10 protein-coding genes and 1 pseudogene are annotated in these 22,294 nt (G+C 38.8%); 7 read left to right on the top strand and 4 right to left on the bottom strand.

Annotation, left to right across the window (positions count from 1 at the left end; genetic code table 11):
* Position 1: 1 nt before the first annotated feature.
* The 5 genes from ccoN to QE422_RS05595 all read left to right on the top strand — a co-directional run bounded on the left by ccoN (position 2) and on the right by QE422_RS05595 (position 11,787).
* Positions 2–2,281, top strand: a complete 2,280-nt coding sequence (ccoN, locus tag QE422_RS05615) for a cytochrome-c oxidase, cbb3-type subunit I (protein WP_307455777.1) — start codon at positions 2–4, stop codon at positions 2,279–2,281.
* Positions 2,282–2,296: 15 nt separating this feature from the next.
* A complete protein-coding gene (locus tag QE422_RS05610) occupies positions 2,297–3,184 on the top strand; it encodes a cytochrome c (protein WP_307455775.1) in 888 nt (295 codons plus the stop codon).
* 287 nt (positions 3,185–3,471) lie between these two features.
* Positions 3,472–8,508 carry a translocation/assembly module TamB gene (locus QE422_RS05605; RefSeq protein WP_307455772.1) on the top strand — a complete coding sequence of 1,679 codons (5,037 nt, stop codon included), beginning with the start codon at positions 3,472–3,474 and terminating at the stop codon, positions 8,506–8,508.
* Entirely contained in the window at positions 8,508–10,835 is a 2,328-nt protein-coding gene (locus QE422_RS05600) for an autotransporter assembly complex family protein (RefSeq protein WP_307455770.1), read from the top strand. Before QE422_RS05605 ends, QE422_RS05600 begins: the two co-directional genes overlap by 1 nt.
* 16 nt (positions 10,836–10,851) lie before the next feature.
* Entirely contained in the window at positions 10,852–11,787 is a 936-nt protein-coding gene (locus tag QE422_RS05595; protein WP_307455768.1) for a YihY/virulence factor BrkB family protein, read from the top strand.
* A 49-nt stretch (positions 11,788–11,836) separates the two neighbouring features.
* Here the strand turns inward: QE422_RS05595 and argS are convergent.
* The 3 genes and pseudogenes from argS to QE422_RS05580 form a co-directional block, all read right to left on the bottom strand.
* Positions 11,837–13,598: pseudogene (gene argS, locus QE422_RS05590) on the bottom strand (arginine--tRNA ligase).
* 109 nt (positions 13,599–13,707) lie between these two features.
* On the bottom strand, positions 13,708–15,408 hold the full coding sequence (locus QE422_RS05585) for a SusD/RagB family nutrient-binding outer membrane lipoprotein (RefSeq protein ID WP_307455767.1): 1,701 nt from the start codon (positions 15,406–15,408) through the stop codon (positions 13,708–13,710).
* Positions 15,409–15,419: 11 nt separating this feature from the next.
* The gene (locus tag QE422_RS05580; RefSeq protein ID WP_307455766.1) at positions 15,420–18,386 is read right to left on the bottom strand and encodes a SusC/RagA family TonB-linked outer membrane protein; all 2,967 of its coding nucleotides are present in this window, start codon (positions 18,384–18,386) and stop codon (positions 15,420–15,422) included.
* A 118-nt stretch (positions 18,387–18,504) separates the two neighbouring features.
* Here QE422_RS05580 and QE422_RS05575 point away from each other — a divergent pair, with 118 nt between their 5' ends.
* Entirely contained in the window at positions 18,505–19,089 is a 585-nt protein-coding gene (locus QE422_RS05575) for a ribonuclease HII (RefSeq protein ID WP_307455764.1), read from the top strand.
* A gap of 77 nt (positions 19,090–19,166) precedes the next feature.
* Here QE422_RS05575 and yidC read toward each other — a convergent pair whose 3' ends face one another.
* On the bottom strand, positions 19,167–20,990 hold the full coding sequence (gene yidC, locus QE422_RS05570) for a membrane protein insertase YidC (RefSeq protein WP_307455762.1): 1,824 nt from the start codon (positions 20,988–20,990) through the stop codon (positions 19,167–19,169).
* A gap of 282 nt (positions 20,991–21,272) precedes the next feature.
* Here yidC and QE422_RS05565 point away from each other — a divergent pair, with 282 nt between their 5' ends.
* On the top strand, positions 21,273–22,277 hold the full coding sequence (locus QE422_RS05565; protein WP_307455760.1) for a hypothetical protein: 1,005 nt from the start codon (positions 21,273–21,275) through the stop codon (positions 22,275–22,277).
* Positions 22,278–22,294 lie beyond the last annotated feature (17 nt).

Raw genomic sequence — 22,294 nt, 5'->3', positions numbered from 1 at the left:
TATGGAGACGCAACAATTCAAGTATGACAATCATATTGTCAGAGCATTCCTCTATGCGACCATCGCATTCGGTCTGGTAGGATTTTTACTCGGACTTACCGCCGCCCTGATGCTTTTTTATCCCGAGCTGCCGGAATTTCTGTTCGGAACCGATGATACCACCATCAAAAGTTTAACCTCAGGAAATATCCAGGGACTGATCAATACCCAGGGAGCTTTAGGCTTTGGGAGAATCAGAATGCTGCATACCAGCGCCGTGATTTTTGCCTTTGTCTGCAACTCGTTTTTCTGTGGGGCTTATTACAGCATGCAGCGGTTGCTGAAAACAAGAATGTACAGCGATACCTTATCCTGGATCCACTTCTGGACCTGGCAGATTATGATTGTTTCGGTAGTGATTACTTTTTTGATGGGAATCAATACGTCCAAAGAATATGCGGAACACGAATGGCCGATCGATATCTTAATTACCGTTTCATGGGTGATCTTCGGGATCAATATGTTCGGAACGATTGCGAAAAGAAGAGTACGCCATTTATATGTTGCCATCTGGTTTTATATGGGAACCTGGCTGGCGGTGGCGATGCTTCATATCTTTAATAATCTTGAAGTTCCGTTGTCGTTTACCACCTGGAAATCCTATTCCATTTATGCGGGGGCAAAAGATGCTTTGGTGCAGTGGTGGTACGGCCATAATGCAGTAGCTTTTGTATTGACGACGCCGGTTTTAGGCTTAATGTATTATTTTTTACCAAAAGCCGCCGACAGACCCGTGTTTTCCTATAAACTTTCCATCATTCACTTCTGGTCGCTGATCTTCGTTTACCTTTGGGCAGGGCCACATCATTTGCAGTATACTGCGCTTCCGGCCTGGGCCCAGGCGGTGGGAACCGGATTTTCCATCATGCTGATCGCACCATCCTGGGGCGGAATGCTGAACGGGCTTCTGACCTTACGGGGAGCCTGGGATAAAGTAAGGGAAAACCCGATTCTGAAATTCTTCGTCGTAGCTGTTACCTGTTACGGGATGGCTACCTTCGAAGGTCCTCTTTTAGCCACCAAATCTTTAAATAAAATCGGACATTATACAGACTGGGTCATCGGCCACGTACATATCGGTGCTTTGGGATGGAACGGATTTATGGCCTTCGGTATTGTTTATTATCTTGTTCCGGTGATGTGGAGAACGGAAATCTGGTCTAAAAAATTAGCCAACTGGCATTTCTGGCTCGGAACATTAGGAATCATTTTCTACGCCGTACCGATGTACATTTCAGGATTCACCCAGGGGCTGATGTGGAAGCAGTTCAACCCGGACGGAACTTTGGTTTGGAAAAACTGGCTGGATACCGTGACTGCAATTATCCCCTATTACAAACTGCGGTTTTTAGGAGGCCTGTTCTATCTTTCAGGGGCGATCTTAATGACAGTGAATGTTTTTAAAACCATTAAAGCAGGTTCATTCCAGAAAGAGGTTCCGGCAGAAGCTCCGGCGCTGGCGAAAATTGGTTCAGGAAGAAAAGAGGGCGAAGGGCTTCACTTATGGATCGAAAGAACCCCGAGAATTATGGCCATCCTTGCTTTTATTACCGTAGCGATCGGAGGTCTGGTGGAAATTATCCCAACCCTGACTTTAAAACAGAGTGTTCCGACGATTACAGCCGTTAAACCCTATTCACCGCTGGAGCTGGAAGGAAGAGACCTGTACATCCGGGAAGGCTGCAACGCCTGCCACTCGCAGATGATCCGTCCGTTCCGTGATGAGATCGTCCGGTTTGAAGGAAAGAACGGACAATATTCCAAAGCAGGAGAATTTGTTTACGACCGGCCTTTCCTTTGGGGTTCCAAAAGAACCGGCCCGGACCTGCAGCGGGAAGGCGGAAGAAACCCGGATTCCTGGCACTTCAAACACATGTATAACCCGAGAATTACCTCAGCCGGTTCCATTATGCCGCGTTTCCCTTGGCTGATCAGCAATACGCTGGACCGGACCCAGACAGTAAATAAAATGAAGCTGATGAAAAATTACTTTGATGTCCCTTATACGAAAGCGGAAATCGATTCGGCTGACCAATGGGCAGATAATCAGGCCGGCGGTATCGTGAAACGAATTTATTCCGAAGCGAAAGACGTCAAAGACCAGATCGAAAAAGATAAAGCTGCCAAAGGAACCTCTTTTGTTCCGCTGGAAAAAAGAGAAATCGTAGCGATGATCGCCTATCTGCAAAGACTGGGTACCGATATCAAAACCACACAGATCCAAACGGCCAGTGCTGAATAATTTAAATGAATCAACATGAAAACAAGAACACCCATTTCCATCTATATACTCGTTACGGCAGGTCTGGCGATCATGGCTTTTGAAATGTTCGCCCCGGATTCACGCTATTTATCATCACCGTTTTTCTGGGGACTGATGCTGGTGGCAATAATTCTCCTGCTCATTATGAATTCCATCGGGGATCTGATCGAGAATGAAAATTTCAAAAGACTGTCGGATGAAGAAAAAGCAGCTTTTATAAAAAGTAAAAACACCCCTTACTTTCAGAAGCTCTGGAATTCCGCATTCAAAAAGCAGTCGGCTACAGAAGAAAAAGATATCCTGATCGACCACGGATTCGATGGCATTACGGAGCTCGACAATTCGCTTCCGAAATGGTGGGTCGGGCTGTTTTACTTCGGTTTTATTTTCTGTGCCGTCTATCTTACCGCTTTTGCATTAACCGACTATGCCCATCCGGAGGCTGAACTGAATAGTGATACCAAAACGATGCTGGCTTCCATTGCAGAATTTGAAAAAACAGCTCCGCAGGTTACACTGGAAAATGCAAAATACAGTGCAGATAATATTTCGGAAGGCAAAGAACTCTTTAAAACTAACTGCGTTACCTGCCACGGCGAAAACGGGAAAGGCGGTATCGGGCCTAACTTAACAGATACCCACTGGATCAATGTGAAACAGAAAAGCCTGTTCAAAAACGTGATCTGGATGCTGGAAAACGGCTCGCCGAATAATCCTACTATGCGCCCCCTGATTAAAGAAGGAACCATCACCGGAAGGGATGCCGAAAAGATTGCGGCTTACATTTATCATATCAACCAGGAAACGTCTCCCATTACGGTAGCCCAAGGCGGGGCCGCTCCTCAGGGAGAGGAAGTGAAATGGGAAAACGGAAACGAATAAACATTTTTATCTCAACATATAAACCATGCCATGCCCTCTTTTTGAATTAACTTAAACTTAATTTCATTTTACCAAAACTTTTCAACAGAAAAAATGATTAAAAAAGAGGGCTTTTTAAAAATCAAATCCATGCTTTGGCTGCCTCCATCAACTAATTCACTTGACAATTAACTAAACTAAATTCCATTAGCAGGCAGTCAAGGCAGGATTTTTGTATACACAAAGGGTACTACAATATGTCGACAGTACAATTAGTATTATTATATTTGTTTTAAACCCGATCACATTTGAAACTGAAAATCAACAAAAGAAAACTCTTAAGGCGTTTTGCAATTACCATTATATCTATATTGGTATTTTTTACGTTACTTATCCTTAGCTTACGGCTTCCGGTAGTTCAGAATTTTATAAAGGACAAACTGGTCGTTTATTTAGAGAAAAAAATCAAAACAAAAGTAAGCCTGGAAAGGGTTTACATCGGATTTCCAAACAGTCTCGTCATGGAAAATCTGTATTTAAAAGGCCAGAACATCGATACCCTTCTGGCGGTAAGAAAGCTGGACGTGGGACTGAATATGATGAAGCTCATCAAATCCACAGCAGATATTACCTCGGTGGATCTGGAAGGGGCAAGAGCCAATGTCGTGAGAAAACCGGATGGCACATTTAATTTCGATTATATACTGAAAGCCTTTGCGACAAGCGATAAAGAAGAAAGCCCATCAAAACCTTTCATTATTTCTCTGGATAAAATTAATTTAAAAGATATCGGGATTACGTTTAACGATCAGCAATCCCGGAACGACATCCAATTATATTTCAAATCTTTTGATACAAGGGTTAAAACTTTCGATCTTCAGAATAATAAATATGCCGTCAACGACATCAATCTGGACGGCTTAAAACTGAAGCTGAAACAGGACCTGATCGAAGAGGTTTCTAAAAAGGTCGAAAAAAAGGTCGACTCCCTGAACAATAAAAAGCCGATGCAGCTTGGGTTGAGAGGGATCAAGCTTACCAATTTCAACATTGATTATGGTGACGACAATACCAAAACCTTTGCAAAAGTCTTATTTAAAGAACTCAGTACGAAAATCAACAAACTGGATCTTGAAAACAATGCCTACGATGTAGGGAATGTCTTTTTATCAGGTGCAGATGTCCATGCCAACCTTTATCTTCCGGCTCAGAATGCAAATCCGAAAGAGACAAAAGAGCCTGAAACATCAAAAACGACAGACAAAGAGAAAGCTTTAGCTTTACTGCTTGGAAAACTGGTGTTGAATGACGTAAAAGTAGCCTATAACAATACCGCCATTGCCCCGACAAGACAGGGAATGGATTTCAATCACCTGAATTTTTCCAAGCTGAATATAGAAGTGAGGGATTTCAAAATGCAGGACAATACCTTTGCCGGAAGTGTGAATTCAGCGGAAATACAGGAAGCCAGAGGTCTGGATATTCAGAAATTCAATACGGATTTTGTTTACAACCAGAAAGAAGCTTATTTAAAAGACCTTTATCTTCAGACTCCTAAAACCGTGTTGCAGGATGAAATTGTTTTAAACTATAATTCGATAGAGCAATTGAGCTCAAATCTGGGAGCAGTACAGGTTTCCGCCAATATTGAAGACTCTAAAATAGGGTTCTCCGATATTCTGAATCTTGTTCCGACGCTTAGAACTACCGCTCCTTTCAATAAATATCCAAATGCTGTTGTAAACATTGATGCCAATGTAAAAGGAAGTGTAAACGATTTACTGATTAACAACCTTAAAGTTTCCGGGCTTGACCAATTGCGGGTTGCTGCCTCTGGAAGGGTAAAGAATGCGATGAATCCTAACAATCTGTATTACGATTTACGAATTGCAGAACTGTCTTCATCCGCAAGAACAATCTTTAATCTGGTTCCTAAAAACACTATTCCTTCTACTATTTCCCTGCCTTCCCAGATGAGTATTAAAGGGACTGCAAAAGGGACGACGAAATTGGTGGACGCCAACCTGAACCTCTACTCTACGCTGGGAAATGCTTCAGTAACTGCCAAAGTAGACATGCGTAGAAAAAACAGGGAACTTTATGATGTAAAAGCCAACCTTCAGGGATTACAAATCGGAAAAATCATTCAGAATAAAGACATCGGGCCGATCTCTGCCCAGATTTACGCCAAAGGAGAAAGCTTTGATTTTAAAAATGCCAATGCTGATGTTAGAGGAAATGTAGCTTCTGCTGTTTACAAAGGGTATCGTTATCAAAATATGAACCTTACCGGTAAGATCAGACGTGGGGTGTATAATGTGGTTTTAAATTCAAAAGACCCGAATGTCAATCTGTTTTTAACGGCTTCCGGGATTTACAATGAAAAAAATCCTATTGTAAAGGTAAATGGAAACGTCAATAAATTAGATTTAAATAAATTAGGATTTTACAAAGATCCGATGATCCTTGCCGGGAAAATCGATGCAGATTTTCAGAATTTAGATCCGGATCATCTGAACGGTTATCTTAATTTAAAGGATTTCGCGTTTTCAGACACTAAAGAAATTTATCCGATCCAGGAAGTGAATCTAAAAGCAACCTCTACCAACGACTCCACCAATATTGTTTTCAATTCTCAGATCGCCGATGTAGAATTAAGAGGTAAATATAAGCTGACCCAGATTTTCGGAGCTTTATCCAATACGATCAATCAGTATTATCAATTCCAGAAGCCGGCTAAATCACAGAAAATAGAGGCCGGACAGTTCTTTACCTTTAATGCGAAAATTAAGAATGACGACCTGATCAGAAAGTTTGTTCCGGAGCTGAAAAGCTTTGAAACCATCAATCTTACCGGAAATTATGATGCCGATTCTCAGAAGATAGAGATCGACGGACAGATCCCACAGGTGCTTTATGGTGAAAATTCCGTTGAAAATGCAACCATTAAAGTGACCAATCAGAATCAGGCTTTACAGTATAACCTATATGTAGGCGGCCTGAAAAGCTCAAGCTTTGCTCTGAATAAAATCGGAATTGCCGGGGATGTAGCGAATAACATCATCAATTATAATATTACCACAAAAGATGAAAAAGATATGACCCAGTTCCTGATTGCCGGAAATGCAAAATCGCTGAATGACATTACCGAAATTTCATTAAATCCAAACGGACTAAAGTTAAATTACACCGACTGGACTGTAGCGGAAAACAACAGAATCCAGATCGGTAAAAACGGAATTCTGGCAGATAACTTCAGGCTCTCCAATGCAGGAAGCGAAATTTTGTTGCAGTCTGAAAGTCAGACCCCGAATGCTCCTTTGAATGTTTCACTGAAAGATTTCAAGATTGAAACCATTACGGAGCTGATTAAAAAAGATACGGTACTTGCCCGGGGAACGATTAATGGAACAGCAAAGCTGAGAGATCTGACCAAAAAGATGACATTTACTTCCGACTTGAATATTTCGGATCTGATTGTCTATGGAAGCCCGGTCGGAAATCTTGCGGTAAAAGTAAACAATACCACACCGAATCTCCTGAATGCCAACATTGCGCTTTCAGGCAATAATAATGATGTCAAAATTCTGGGAGACTATAATACTTCAACGAGTACTTTTGATATGAATATGGCGATCAACCAGCTTCAGATGAAGTCGGTACAGGGATTCTCCATGAATGCGATTACCAACACCGAAGGCTATATTTCCGGAAATTTAAAAATTACGGGAACCACTGCCAAACCGAATATTTTAGGGAAAGTGAAATTCAATGATGCAGGGCTTGAAATTGCCAAAACAGGAAGCGATTTCAGAAAATTGAATGATGAAATTGATTTTACCAGCCGTGGAATTGAATTCAATGATTTCAAGATCAACGACAAAGACGGAAATTCACTGAATATCGACGGACAGGTTTTAACGCAAACCTATAGAGATTTTGCCTTTAATCTGGATCTGAATGCCAAAGACTTCAAGGTGGTAAATTCTGAGAAATCCAATGAGGCGCTTATGTATGGTGTACTGGCCATCGATGCCGGTTTAAGAATCAGAGGAAACCTGGATTTGCCGAAAGTGGACGGAAGGCTGTCGGTTACGGATGATACGGATTTTACTTTTGTACTCCCACAATCTTCCCCTACACTACAGGAGAGAGAAGGTATTGTAGAATTCATCGATCAGGATCAGGTAGCTTTAAATAAAACCATCAAAGCAGATTCCCTCAATTCACAAACCCGAATTAAAGGAATGGATGTGAGTGTAAATATCGAGCTCAACAAAGAAGCCAAGCTTTCGTTATTGATTGATAAAGCCAACGGCGATTTTGTAAAACTTCAGGGAGAAGCGGAATTAACCGGTGGTGTGGATCCTTCAGGGAAAACCACATTAGTCGGCGTTTATGAAGTAGAATCCGGAAGCTATGAAATGACGGTAAGCGTTTTGAAACGTAAGTTTGACATCCAGAAAGGAAGTACGATTACTTGGACCGGTGAACCGACTACCGCAAATCTGGATATTACCGCTGTCTATAAAACCGAGACCGCACCGATCGACCTTGTTGAACAGCAGATCAGTGGGGAAGCCGCTTCCACTTTAAATCAGTTTAAACAAAAAATTCCTTTCAATACATTGCTGATCATGAAAGGAGAACTGCTGAAGCCTGTCATCACTTTTGATATTACCACCGATGAGAAAAACAACGCAGTTTCTTCCAATGTGACGGATATTGTCGATCAAAAGCTTTCGCAGCTGAGAACCCAGGAATCCGAAATGAACAAACAGGTCTTTGCCCTGCTGCTTCTGAACCGGTTTATCGGAGAAAACCCGTTCCAATCAGGAGCCGGAACCTCCGGAGAAATGCTGGCCCGGCAGAGTGTGAGCAAGATTCTATCGCAACAGCTTAATAATCTTGCCTCCGATCTAATCAAAGGTGTTGATCTAAACTTTGATCTTGAATCTTCCGAGGACTATTCCACAGGAAATAAAAATACAAGAACTGACCTGAATGTAGGGCTTAGCAAAAAATTGCTGAATGACCGTCTGAAAGTTTCCGTAGGAAGTAATTTTGCCCTCGAGGGAGAAGCCCGACAGAATGAAAATACAACAAATATTGCCGGTGACGTAACAGTAGATTACAGCCTTTCCCGTGACGAGAGATATATGCTCCGGGCCTACCGTAAAAATGAATATCAGGTAGCTTTACAGGGACAGATTGTTGAAACCGGACTGGGCTTCATCATCACGCTGGATTACGACAAATTCCGTGAGATCTTCCAGAGATCAAAAAATAACAGGCAGAGAGAACAAAGAAAAAATAAGCAAAACCAGGTTGTAGAATTTAAATAATGGAAAAAAATTATCAGACCTATTTCAGATATTTACTCACTTTCGGAATGGCTTCGGTTGCACTTTCCTGCAGCAATACGCGGTTTCTGAAAGAAGGACAGATGCTGTATACCGGAGCGGAAGTAAATATTGAAAACGATACCCTTCCCAAAAAAGAAAAGAAAGAGCTGCAAAGTGCTATTGAAGCCAATCTTACTCCAAAACCCAATTCATCATTTCTGGGGTTGAGACCTAAGCTTTATTTCTACAATATCGCCAAGGAACCGAAAAAGGAAAAAGGCTTCAATTACTGGCTGAAATATAAAATAGGGGAAAAACCTGTTTTGCTGGGTGATGTAGACCGGGAATTCAATAAAGATATTATTGAAAATTATTCTGAAAACCAAGGATATTTCAATGCAAGAGCAACCTATGATACGGTTTCTAAAAATAAAAAAGCAAAGGTTATCTACACGGTAAAACCGGGAGCAAGATACCTGATCAGCGATGTGAAATTTCAGAAAGATTCTTCTTTGGTGAACCGGGAAATCCGAGATACTTCAGACCGGACCTTACTGAAAAAAGGAAATCCTTTTGATCTTGATGTCATTAAGTCTGAAAGGGAACGGATTGACAACCGGTTAAAAGAAAGAGGATTCTACTACTTCCATCCGGACAATATTATCGTTCAGGCCGACAGTACCGTAAGCAAAAACCATAAAGTTGAACTGAACGTAAAACTGAAAGACAATACCCCGGATATTTCTACCGAGCAGTTCAGCATTGACAAAGTAATCGTTTTCCCGAATTACAACATTCAGGATGTGAAAAACGGGAAGTACGATGTACCGATGAATCCGGATTCTCTTCAGAAATATCAGCACAATGATATTTACGTTATCGATCCTGAACACAAATTCAAACCAAAAATTTTTGACCGGGCTTTGTATTTTAAAACAGGAGATCTTTACAACAGGACCAATCATAACCTGACGTTGAACCGGCTGATCAGCTTAGGGGTTTTTAAATTTGTAAAAAATGAATTTATCGTTTCGGATTCTTTACAGCATAAATTTGATGCCTATTATCTACTAACGCCAAGGCAGCTTCAGTCGTTACGCCTTGAAACATTAGGAAGGACAAACTCTGCCAACTATGCGGGTAGTGAAGTGAATCTCAACTGGACCCACCGGAACTTTTTCCGCGGTGCCGAACAGTTTAAAGCTTCTATATACGGTGCTTTTGATTTCCAGATCGGAGGTCCGGAAAATGCAAAGAATATTTTCAGAACCGGTGCAACTGCTCAACTTTCCATCCCGAGGATTGTAGCGCCTTTCAGGTTTAATTCTTCGAGTGCTTTTGTACCGAGAACCAATATTTCCTTAGGCTACGAATTCCAGAACCGGACGGAATACTATTCTCTGAATACCTTTACCGGCTCATTCGGATATATCTGGAAGGAAAATGCTAGGAAGGAACATGATCTTAAGATCCTGGACATTACCTATGTTTCTCCAGCAAATATTACTCCGTTGTATGATTCAATTTCAGCTACCAATGATGCAATGCGGAGGGTTGTAAAACCGCAGTTAATTTTTGGTCCGATCTATTCTTATACTTATACTAACACGATGCTTCCTAAAGCCAACACCTTCTACTATAAAGGAACGTTGGATCTGGCAGGTAATTTAACGGGATTATTAACCGGTGCTAACGCAAAAGAAGGTAAGGAGAAAAGTATTTTCGGCGTTCCATTCAGTCAGTTTGCCAAAATAGAAAATGACTTCCGTTTTTACCATAAATTCGGCGAAAAAACATCATTGGCCACAAGGGCTATTGCCGGTATTGCCTATCCTTACGGAAATTCGGAATATATTCCGTTCTCCAGACAATTCTTTTCCGGAGGGAGCAACAGTGTAAGAGCTTTCCGCGCAAGGACTTTGGGACCAGGAAGCTTTGATCCGAGAACCATTAAAGAAGGATATTACTTCGATCAGTCGGGTGATGTAAAACTCGAACTGAATGCCGAATACCGAGCTAATCTATATAAATTTTTAAACGCTGCTGTCTTTGCAGATGCAGGGAACGTCTGGCTGATCAATGATGACCCAACGAGACCGGGCGCAAAATTCTCTAAAGACTTTTTAAGTGAGATTGCCGTAGGAGCCGGAGTTGGTCTGAGACTTGATTTTTCTATTCTGATTTTAAGACTGGATCTCGCGATGCCTCTGCGGGTTCCTTATTATGAAAAAGGTGACCGGTGGGCTTTTGACAGGATTAATTTCGGAGATTCGAGCTGGCGCAGAGATAACCTGATTTTGAATATCGCTATCGGATATCCTTTCTAATACCAATGATTGCAAAATGATGAAGCGTATTAAATTTTTCTGGGAAACTTTAAAAGAAACATTTACCCAATGGAATAATTCTTCCGCATCCAACGATTCGGCAAGCCTGGCATATTATGCGATTTTTTCCATTCCGGGATTATTGATTATTATTATCTGGATTGCCGGACATTTTTTCGGGGAAGAAGCCATCCGCGGAGAAATCAGCAGCCAGATCAGTGGGATTATGGGAAAAGATGTGGCGAAAAGTATTCAGGATATGATCGCCGGAGCCTTAATTGATAAAGAAAATATCATTATGAAAGTGATCGGCGTCGGTTCCCTGGTATTTGGTTCGACTACCCTATTCTTCCAGCTTCAGCACTCGCTTAATAACCTTTGGGAAGTGAAAGCTGCTCCCAAAAAAGCTTTTGTTAAATTTCTCGTCGACCGGGCAAATTCATTGGGACTGATTCTGATTATCGGATTTTTACTGATGATTACCATGCTGCTTTCTTCAGTCATCAGCATTCTGAATGACTGGATCACAGCTTATTTTGGTTTGGAAACGTATATTTTGGCGCAGCTCATCAATTTTAGCGTAGGCTTTTTAATTACCATGCTGTTGTTTGCTTTGATGTTTAAATTTTTTCCGGATATCCGGATCCGGTGGAAGCCTGTGTGGAACGGAGCATTTCTGACTGCGGTTTTATTTACTTTGGGAAAGTTCCTTTTAAGCCTGTACTTCAGCAAAGCACAGCCAACATCTGCGTTCGGTGCTGCAGGAACGGTTATTCTGATCATGATGTGGATTAATTATTCCTGTATGCTGGTGTTTTTCGGTGCCGAATATACCAGAGTCTATGCACAACGTAAAGGATTTAAGGTTATCCCCTCTCAGCATGCCAAATGGAACGATGCGAAAATGTATGAGGACAGCCTAAAGGAAAAGGCGGAAAAACAAAAAATATAATTACGGATCAGTTAATAAAAAAACCTTCAGACAATCTGAAGGTTTTATTTTACATTCTGTTTACTGTTTTTATGCCGAGTAAACCTAATGATTTTTGTATCGTTTTTGCCGTAAGGTATGATAAATTCAATCGCATCTGCTTGATATTTTCATCTTCCTGAATCATAATCGGATTGCTCTGGTAGAATGAATTGTAAGATTTTACAAGATCATACAGATAGTTGGCAACCAAAGCCGGACTTAATGATTCGGCCGCTCTTTCAACAACGATCTTGTAATTGGCCAACTGCATGATTAAAGACTTTTCATACTGATTTAGCTGAACATCTTTAACTTCTTTATATTCAAAATTCGCTTTTGCCAGTAAGGACTGGATCCGCGCATAGGTATACTGAATGAATGGTCCGGTATTTCCGTTGAAATCAATACTCTCTTCAGGATTGAAAAGCATTTTTTTCTTAGGATCCACTTTCAACATAAAGTACTTCAGAGCACCCATTCCTACACTTTCGTAGTTTTCCTCTTTTCTCTTCTTCTGTTAAATGTTCCAGTTTACCCAATTCTTCGGCTGCGGATTTCGCGATGTTGTGCATTTCCTGCATCAGATCGTCAGCATCCACCACCGTTCCTTCACGGGATTTCATTTTACCATTCGGAAGCTCAACCATTCCGTAAGACAAGTGGAACAGCTGATCTGCCCAGGAATATCCCAATTTTCCCAATATTTTAAACAATACCTGGAAATGGTAGTCCTGTTCGTTTCCAACCGTATAAATTAATTTCTGAATATCATTCTGTTTGAAACGCTCAACAGCAGTTCCTAAATCCTGAGTCATGTACACCGAAGTTCCGTCGGAACGCAGCAACAATTTCTGATCCAAGCCCTCATCCGTAAGATCACACCAAACCGAGCCATCTTCTTTCTGATACAGCACGCCTTTTTCCAGACCTTCCTGAATAAGATCTTTTCCTAAAATATAAGTATTGCTTTCATACTGCACCTGATCGAAATCAACGCCCAGCCTTTTATAAGTTTCGTTAAATCCTTTATAAACCCAGGAATTCATTTCAGTCCAAAGATCTCTTACTTTTTCGTCACCGTTCTCCCAGTCCAGCAACATTTTCTGAGCTTCTCTGATTAATGGAGCTTCTTTCTTGGCCTGCTCTTCGGAAATACCCTGAGCCACCAATTCAGCAATTTGCTGCTTGTAATCCTGATCAAACTTCACATAATAGTTCCCGACGAATTTGTCCCCTTTCGTTTCCGTTGCATCAGGAGTTTCGCCTCTGCCGAACTTTTCCCAAGCCAGCATTGATTTGCAGATGTGGATTCCCCGGTCATTAATGATCTGTGTCTTAATAACGTCATATCCTGCTTCTTTTAAAATTGCAGCAACAGAAAATCCTAATAAATTATTTCTAATGTGCCCCAAGTGCAGCGGCTTATTGGTATTCGGAGAAGAATATTCGATCATCACCGTAGAATTTTTCTTTTCTATAGTATCAAAATCTCCGGCAATACCTGTAAAATTATTTACAAAAAGTTCGTTCTTAACTTTAACATTAAGGAAGCCTTTTACCACGTTGAAGCTTTCCAAAAGATCGGTCTGTTCCGCCAATGCTTCTCCCAGCTCAACCCCAATGCTCTCAGGATTCTTCTTCAATTGCTTCACCAGTGGAAAAGTTACAACTGTAAAATCTCCTTCAAATTCCGTTTTATTTTCCTGAACTTCCAGCTGAATATCTTTCAATTGGTAGACATTCAAAATAACCTCCGAAAGTTTTTCTTCTATTATATTTTTAATATTCATTATCTGTCATTTTTAAAGAACCTACTCGTCCATCAATTTGAACTGCAAATATACGGAAATAAAAAAACCGCCCGAAGGCGGTTTTGTATTAAAATTTGCTAGGCAAATATTAGTTTTGATTCCAGAATGGAGTAAATTGATTTTTAGTAAAGGCCTGTGCCTGAGTTACATTTGGAACATTACTAGAGTTCCCTGTATATTCAGACGAAGGGTAAATCAATCTATAAGGCTTGTTAGGATAGATTGCATTATCTGCAACAGGAATATTAGGATATCCAGTTTTAAGGAAATTGATGTAAGTTTCAACCTGTCTTAAGTTAGCAAAAGAAGCAAATCTTTGGTACTGAATGGCAGCAATTTTGTTTGGAGCCCCTGTCCAACCTACTGTAGTAGTGTTTATAGCGCTTATATATGTTAATGCTTGCGCAGAAGTAAGACCATAAAATGCAAATGAATCCTCAATTGCAGACTGGTACATTGACTGAGCACTGAATGTGAAAATTGTCGGATATAACGTTGCAGCCTCAGCAAGTAATAACTTATTCTCAGCGCCTAAAGCTAAATATCCATCCATAGATGAACCAATTTTAGCTATTTCAACACCTCCTGAAGTATCACCATTTAACATACGATATATTAATTGATTACTTTCATCCGGATTTTGTCCGTTTACCGGAGAATCTGTTGGAGGGTTAGGAGATGGTAAATTTCCGTTCCACTGGCTGCCTATAAATTTCCATCCAAGGAAAGAAACCTGCCATTCACTACCACTCAATTTTGCAGCACCTTGTCTAATCCCTACTACAGAAGCAGCGGATTGTTGTGCATTACTATTAGAAAGTCTTCTGAACATTTGGCTACCACGAAGGTCTCTTGATGCTGTTCCATATGTAGTCCCGTTAACTGAATTAGCATAATATTGAGCTGCTTTATAGAGTCTCCATCCGTTAGTGTTAAGAGATGTCCCTTGATAGTTAACTGCTCCATAATTGGTAAACCACGGGTTAGGAGTTGATGCATTTAAATTGCTGTATCCAGGATTTATAGCTACATCACCAGTATAAAATGTATTAATAGTAGATCCAGCAAATGTCTGTAACTGTGCATCTACAAAGGATCTTACAGATGTATCAGTAACTTTAGACTGTCTTAAAAGAATTTTAAGCTTTATATTATTGGCAAATAATATCCATTTATCTATATCCCCTTGAAATATTACATCTTCTGTGGGCAAAACATTATTACCTCCATTAATACCACTGGCCTTGGTTGCTTTAATATCAGCAATAGCTTTATTAATTTCTAAAACAAGTTCTCTATAAATGCTGGAATCATCATCATATTTTGGGGCAAGGTTTTGTTGTCCCTTAAAGGCTTCTGAATAAGGAGCATCTCCATAAAAATCAACAACATATTGCATAGTATAAGCTTTCAAAATTCTTGCAATTGCAGAATGTAATGGAAGCGATGCACCATTGTTGATTATCCCCTGTAAATTATTGGCCGCTACGTAGCTGCTTGTCCAAATTCCTGTACCAAAGGTATTAGAAATATCAAGAGAATATTCTCTTGTTAATGGGTTACCGAAGTAAAAGTTATTACCAGCCCAAGTATTTGTCCAAACATTGGAAAGGGAATTCATTGTTCCTGCCTGAGCAGTGAAAACTAGATTTTCAGACGCTGTTAAGGTTTGTCTTGGCGAAATAAGTGCCGGATCGACATTATTCGGAGAAATATTATCATCCATTTCTCTACACGATGAGAGAAAAGCTGTAAGTACAATTGATGAATATAAGAATACTTTTTTCATTTTTTTTCTAATTAAAAATTAACATTTACACTAAAACCATAAGATTTTATTGAAGGATACTGTCCAACTGTTGCGTATCCTTGAGCATTTCCTGTAGTATAAGCTGATTCAGGATCTACAAAGTTTCTGTTGTTATCAGAGTATTTCGCAAATGGATTTCTTGCATGTACTCCAATTGTTAGGCCTGATAAGCCACTATTTCTTAGTACGTCTGAAGAGAATGTATAAGAAAGAGCAACTTCTCTCAATTTAAAGTAAGACGCTGATACAACTTGATTAGCTCCTACCGTACCAAATTGACTTTGATAATAGTATTCTACACCATCATATAATGTATTCCCTGTACCACCACTAGCATATTGATAATATACACTATTATTAGCAACATACTGACCTCCAGAAAGATAAGAAGAATTAGGCATTATAAAGCCTTTCTCTCTATCAAAGTCTCCACTTGCTGGTAAACTACCACTAAATGCCATATTTTGAAGAAGTTCTGTGGTAATCTTTCCACCAATTCTCCAGTCTGCTGTAGCAGTAAGCTTAAATCCTTTATAGTTTACGCTTGTATTGAATCCCCACAAATATCTAGGATTTACCGATCCTAAATTCTGTAATGTAGAAGTTACTGTTGGTCTACCATTAGTGGCATCTACTATTACTCTACCTTGGTCATCTCTTACGAAATCAGTTCCCATCAATTGAAGACCTTTCATGCCTTTGATTGCATAGATACCCACCAATGATGTTCCTCCGATAGCAACTCTATCTGTATCAGGAGCTACTTCAAGTACTTCTGTAGCATAAGTTGTGAAGTTTGCGCCGATATCCCATCTGAAATTTTCACTTTTTAGTGCTGTTACATTGATATCTGCATCAATACCTCTATTTCTTAATTTACCGACATTTGTCAATAAGCTAGAAATACCAGAAGCTACAGAGGTACTTCTATTCGTAATCATATCTGTTGTATCATCCTGATAAACAGATCCATTTAATAAAATTCTGTTATTAAAGAATCCTAATGAAAGCCCTACTTCTTTCTTAGAAACCTTCTCAGGTCTGATAGTTCTATCCGTTTGAGATGTAGGCGAAAGGAAACTTAAGCCACCACTAGCACTAAATGGAAATCCAGATCCTAAACCAAAGTAATTTCTAACACTGTATGCACCCACAGAAGAAGCATTTGCTGTACCACTGATATTTCCGTAAATTTTCATGTAATTTAATACATCTCCACCAATATCAGTAATTTTTGTAGGAACAAAACTCACCCCAACAGAAGGGAAGAAATAGCTTCTTTCACCTTCAGGAAGAACAGAATTCCACTCATTTCTTGCGGTAGCTGTAAGGAATAGATAATCTTTAAATGCTAAATCTAAGTTAGCGAATACTGCTTGGGAATTATATGATCCTCTTGTATTATCTAAGCTATATGGATTGGTTGGATTTGACAAGTTCCAAACCTGATATAATCCTGGAATGATTAGTCCTGAACCTCCTGCACTTGTAGTATTATAGCTAAAGTTTTGGAAATTATGACCTAAGTTAAGCTTCATATTTAAGTTATCCGTAAGATCATAATTGAAGTTAACTAATAAATCACCGTAATATTTATTCTGGCTTGCATTTGATTGTGCATATGAAGAAGTAATTGCTGCTGCATCAGTAACCAAAGTACTACTCCAACCATCATTCCATTGATTATTGTAACTTCCTACATATTGTAAGTTCGATCTATACAATACATCAATATTTTTATTGATTTTATATCCTACGGAACCAATTAAATTCAATCGATCTGTTGTTGAATTAAATCTTACATGTTTAATGCTCCAGTATGGATTTTGATAATAAATATTCCATGCATATGCATTATCCGGATAATCCTTCCATTTCGTAATAGGAATATCCGTTGAAGACATTAATAAATCTTCATAAAGATTAGAATCTGTTGTATTTGTCGTTTGTCGAGTATAGTTTACAATAGCATCAAAGCTCCATTTTCCAAACTTAGTCCCTGCTTTTAAAAATGCAGAAATTCTTTTTAGCTTATCATCTGGAACGATAAATTCTCTTTGAAGATGATCCAAAGACATTACTAAGTAACTGTTTTCATCACCGACATTTGCTGTAATACCATTTTGAAAGACAGTACCTGTCTTAAAGAAATCTCTAACGTTATCTTTTCCATATGGTGCATACCTTGATTGAATCATTGCAGGATCATCAGGAGTAGCAGTATCATCATTAGGGTTCACATCGATATGACCATCTCCGTTATAATCATACAAAGGGATACCATAACCAACAGTCTGTCCACCTAAAGGCCCATTAAAAGGTGCTCCCCAAGAACCATTCTCCACATTGATTTTTCCTCCATACCATCCTTGGCCATAGTTTCTCTGTCTTTCAGGTGTATTTAAAACTGATTCGAAATCGATAGACCCATTGTAAGTAACTCTCATCCTTCCCTTAGTTCCTCTTTTTGTAGTCACTAAAACAACCCCATTTACCCCATCAGAACCATAAAGCGCAGCTGCTTGAGAACCTTTAAGAATATTCATGGATTCAATTAATTCTGGTGCTAATTGATTTAATGCAGCAGCAGAAGAAATTACATTATCAATCACTACTAGAGCATTATTATTTCCAGTAAGAGATCTCATACCTCTGATCTGAATTTTTGGTGTACCTGTTACACTGCTATTAGTATTTGTAATTGTTACCCCAGAAACTTTACCCTGAAGAGCCAATACTGCATTCGGGTTTGATGCTGCTGTAATTTGATCACTACTAACAACCTGTACGGCAGCAGTTTGAGCATCTGCTTTTTTCTTAAGACCTAAAGCTCCAGTAATAACTACTTCACCAATGTTACCTTCTCTGATAGTATCATTTTTTCTTTGCTGTGCATTAACTACTGCGAAAGAAGATGATATAACCACCAGTAAAACACTTGCTGTTAATTTCTTCATATTTAAATTGATTATTTTTTATTATTTGCAAATATGTAAAACTTTCTTAAAGTAACCAAATGTTTTGTTAAAAATATTTAATATTGCATAGTTAAATGTTTCATATTTTAAGATAATTATGGATTTAATAAAAAAATGGTCAGTTTTTTATGTTGAAGCGGGTTGTGATGAGGTAGGTAGAGGCTGTTTATGTGGTCCTGTGGTTGCGGCGGCGGTTATCTTGGATGAAAATTTTAACCAAAATTTAGTTAATGATTCAAAAAAACTGAATTTTAAGACAAGGATGGATCTTGATGGTTATATAAAAGATCATGTTAAGGATTATGCAATTGCCGAACTTCCCCCAGTATTCATAGATCAACATAATATTTTGAATGCCAGCATTCACGCGATGCATCAGGCACTTGACAAATTGATCATCAGGCCGGAATTAATTTTGGTTGATGGCAACAGATTTCATCCGTATAATTTTATTCCCCATGAGTGTATTATTAAAGGTGATTCAAAAGTATTGTCTATTGCTGCGGCTTCTATTCTGGCAAAAAATTACAGGGACAAACTGATGATTCAGCTTCATGACGAGCATCCCGAGTACGGATGGGATACCAATTTCGGATATGCGACCAAGAAACATCAGGAAGCCCTGATAAAGTTTGGACCAACCAAATACCACAGACAGTCATTTAGACTGAAGTATGATTGAATTGATAAATTATATACCTTATTATATGTACAAAAAAGAGAAGCAATGTGCTTCTCTTTTTTTATACTGAAATAAAATTATTTCTTTTTATTTTTCTGTTGTTCCTGATAGGCTTGCTGCTGTTGAGCTTTTTCCATCATCTCGCGCATTCTTTTCTGGAATTTCCCTTCAGTTTTCGGCTTTTCTTTGTTAGCCTGGATCTGAGCATGAATTTTCTTTTCATCCAGAATCACATATTTGATAACGAGTATAATCAAAATGTTGATGGCATTTGATACGAAATAATACCAGGAAAGACCGGATGCAGAAGTATTTAAAAAGAACAGGAATGTGATCGGGAAGATATACATCAACACTTTCATGTTTGGCATTCCTTCCTGTTGTGGCTGTTGCATATTTCCTGAAGTCATTACCGTATAAATTAAAATTACCACCGTACACGCCAAAGCAAAAATACTTAGGTGATCTCCAAGGAAAGGAACTTTAAAAGGCAGTTTAATCAGATCATCATAAGCTGTTAAATCTTTAGCAAACCAGAATCCTTTACCTCTTAAATCAATAAAATTCGGAAAGAATCGGAATAGCGCATAAAAGATCGGAATCTGAACCAGCGCCGGAAGACAGCCTGCCATTTGATTCACCCCAGCCTTTCGGTAGACTTCCATCGTTGCCTGCTGTTTCTTCATAGGATCAGCATCTTTGAACTTGGCGTTTACCTCATCAATTTCCGGACGGATTACTCGCATCATGGCACTTAGCTTATGTTGCTTATACATAATAGGCGATAAGATCAGTTTAACCAAAATGGTTAATACGAAAATGGCCCAACCTGCAGTTAATCCCCAAGAGGCAATGAAATTATAAATAGGAATAAAGAATCCTCTGTTCATCCATCCGATGAAAGCCCAACCCAATGGAAGGATCTCATCGAAATTTTTATCGTACGATTTTAACAACGGTAAATCCAATGGCATAAAGTACCAGGTGAAATCCTGATTCAGTTCGCTGCCCGTCATCTGAACAAAACCTTCATAGTTTAATTTTTTCAGATACTCCCCTTCTTCTACAGCTTCCTGGTTTCCTTTACTCTGAGTAAATCCTGTCTTGGATTCGATGACAGAAGCAAAAAACTGTTGTTTAACACCTATCCAGTTAAGCGTTTCTTTTTCTTCATCCATCGTGGTTCTTCCGTCATATTCATAATCTTTATAATTATTGAATGCATAAGAGAACTCTGAGTGGGACTGTTCCTGTGCTCTACCTTTTTCAAGATTTCTCACACTGTAATCCCAGATAAAATCGGCCTTGTTATCTGATGTGATTTTTGCAAGCCCCTGTGTTCTTACTTTAAAATCTAAAGCATATTGATCTTTCAGTTCTGCTTTAGGATTATTGTTCAGCGTATATACGAACTGAATGGTCGCCCCATTGTAATCAGCGGTTAAAGTAGCCACATTCCCGTTTATAGCCGGAGCAAAAACCAAATCTTTCGTATTGATTATTTTTCCGGTTTTATCTTTAAACTGGAAACCGTAATTCGAGTTGTTTTTCGTGATCAGATAAAGCGGAAGATCTGCCTGGTCTGTTTTATGATCGTACGCTTTGTATTTTACAAGTTCCACCTTGGAAACCTGTCCTCCTAAGCTATTGAATTCAAGTCTCAATGCATTATTCGCAAGACTGGCAGTCTGAATGGCATTAGGCGTTACATTAGGATTGATATTATTTGCCTGAGTGGGTTTTACGGCATTTTTTACCTGTTCGGTTTTCTGTTGCTCAGCTTTTATCTGATCCTCTTTCGACTGCTTGTTCTGGAAATAGAACATAAATACGATAAGAACCACACATAAAACCGCAAAACTGATAATCTGACTTTTATCGAGTCCGTTGTTCTGTTGCATTTTATTTTAATTAAATTTTATCTTTTTCTGTACATAATTTCATGTACCTGATTTAAGTCGACAAAAATACTGTTTTTTTATCAAAACTCTATACTCTACTCTATTACAATATAATAAACTCAGGGTGAGAATAATCAGTAAAGATATATGATGAGACGTGCGAAATTTAAATTTACTTTTTACAGCAATTCCTGTGAACATAAGAGTCCGTAGACTTTTATTTAAAAAGATTTAATTTAGCAGAATCAATATGGCTCACTCAATGATAAATATGGAAATACCATGAAAGCGGACATTTGTAAATTTTTTATTTTTTCATGCATCTTATCTGCTGTCAACATCTATGCGCAGCAGCAGGTTGAAAAATATACCATCGATTCTTTAACCCTTCTTCATAAAAGAATCCTGATCAAAAATGATTTTATTAACTTTTTGGAAATAACGAAAGATCCTGAGTCCGGCAGAAAAAAAGATCTGATCTTCTTTTTGCAAGGCTCTGATCCATCCCCTTTAATTTCAGAAGACGATAACGGTAAGTTTCTTTTATTACCATTCGATATTAAACAATTATCCCGGGAAAATATTTTTGTCATTATTTCAAAACCGAAAATTCCCGTTTACCAGCATTTTAAAGATTTAGACGATAACTTTAAGGTTGATGATCCGAAAATTTTAACGTCGTATTTCAAGTATAATACATTGGAACATTTATCCGATGAAGTAAATCTGCTGACAAAAATTTATGCAAAAGACAAAAGAATCAGAAATATTTACGTGATCGGATATTCGCAGGGAGGACGCGTCGCATTGCATATCAGCCATAAAAAGATCAGGAAAATTGCCGTTTTATCAGTGAATCTTTTTGGCAGATATGAAGAAAGTATAAATAGAATGCGATATGAAGAAATCTCACGACAAGACAGTACCTTAGAAAAGAAAATAGAACAGGAGTATATCTCGTACAACCAGCTTATACGCAGAAGCCTATTTAGCAATACGCTGGATGATCTGTCACTAAGATCATATAAAACCTTCACAATTCCTGGAAGTTTTACTGCATTAGAAAAGATAAGAATCCCAATTCTAATCGCTTATGGCAGCAACGATATCGGTGTTGCCTTCAGCAATGATACGATCAGATTCAGATTAACTGACAAAAAAAATATCAACTTTAAAGTTTATCCTCTTCTGAGTCACAATTTCGAGAAACTTATTACTGTAAATAATGAAAATGAAAACCATTGGCAACAGGTATTTGAAGAAACTCTAACATGGCTTAAAAAATAAACTCAGGCTGATTATTC

It is taken from the genome of Chryseobacterium sp. SORGH_AS_0447, assembly GCF_030818695.1.
GTDB lineage: Bacteria > Bacteroidota > Bacteroidia > Flavobacteriales > Weeksellaceae > Chryseobacterium.
This window is presented reverse-complemented; position numbering and strand designations above follow the sequence as displayed.

Coding starts and splice junctions, on each gene's coding strand:
- ccoN (WP_307455777.1), top strand. CDS start 2: ATGGAGACGCAACAATTCAAGTATGACAATCATATTGTCAGAGCATTC.
- QE422_RS05610 (WP_307455775.1), top strand. CDS start 2,297: ATGAAAACAAGAACACCCATTTCCATCTATATACTCGTTACGGCAGGT.
- QE422_RS05600 (WP_307455770.1), top strand. CDS start 8,508: ATGGAAAAAAATTATCAGACCTATTTCAGATATTTACTCACTTTCGGA.
- QE422_RS05595 (WP_307455768.1), top strand. CDS start 10,852: ATGATGAAGCGTATTAAATTTTTCTGGGAAACTTTAAAAGAAACATTT.
- QE422_RS05585 (WP_307455767.1), bottom strand. CDS start 15,408: ATGAAAAAAGTATTCTTATATTCATCAATTGTACTTACAGCTTTTCTC.
- QE422_RS05580 (WP_307455766.1), bottom strand. CDS start 18,386: ATGAAGAAATTAACAGCAAGTGTTTTACTGGTGGTTATATCATCTTCT.
- QE422_RS05575 (WP_307455764.1), top strand. CDS start 18,505: ATGGATTTAATAAAAAAATGGTCAGTTTTTTATGTTGAAGCGGGTTGT.
- yidC (WP_307455762.1), bottom strand. CDS start 20,990: ATGCAACAGAACAACGGACTCGATAAAAGTCAGATTATCAGTTTTGCG.
- QE422_RS05565 (WP_307455760.1), top strand. CDS start 21,273: ATGAAAGCGGACATTTGTAAATTTTTTATTTTTTCATGCATCTTATCT.